The organism is Oleiphilus sp. HI0061 (assembly GCF_001635675.1).
The window spans coordinates 1-596 of the sequence record NZ_LWFE01001704.1; the positions used below are offsets into that span (position 1 = coordinate 1).

Genomic DNA, 596 nt, shown 5'->3' on the forward strand with positions numbered 1-596 from the left:
CTGCTGCTTGAAGAGTAATCAGTAGTGAACTCCCCAACAATTTCCTCCAGAATATCTTCCATTGTGGCAATGCCGAGAGCGTCGCCATACTCATCAACTACAATGGCAATTCGACGTTTCTCCCGCTGGAAGTGTATTAGCTGGGTGTTGAGTGTAGTACTCTCAGGAGTGAAGTAAGGTTCTCTGCAAGCTTGAAGTAGCATGGCTTTGTTCGGTTCGTCATTTGAAAGTACGCGAGTCATGCTGCGAAGGTGTAGGATGCCAATGATGTTGTTTATATCGCCCTTGTATACGGGGAGGCGTGTGTGTTGGGTGGTTTTTAGTTGCTGAAAAATATCATCCAGGTCATCGTCTATATCGATGCCAACAATCTCGTTTCTGGGAATCATGATGTCGTTAACGGTGACTTTCTCTAGGTCTAGAATCCCCAGTAGCATTTCCTGGTGTTTGCGTGGGATCAAGGTGCTAGATTCATTAACAAGTGTTCTCAGTTCTTCTCGGCTTAGGTGGTTTTCTTCTTCTCCGTTTGTACTAAAGCCGAGTTTTGTTAATAGGAAGTTAGTAACAAGGTTAACTGACCAGACAGCTGGGTAGAG

General features: G+C 45.0%; 1 protein-coding gene. It reads right to left on the minus strand.

Annotation, left to right across the window (positions count from 1 at the left end):
• The coding region (locus A3735_RS26270) for a CBS domain-containing protein (protein WP_156499937.1) at positions 1 to 596 on the minus strand (596 nt) is incomplete at both ends.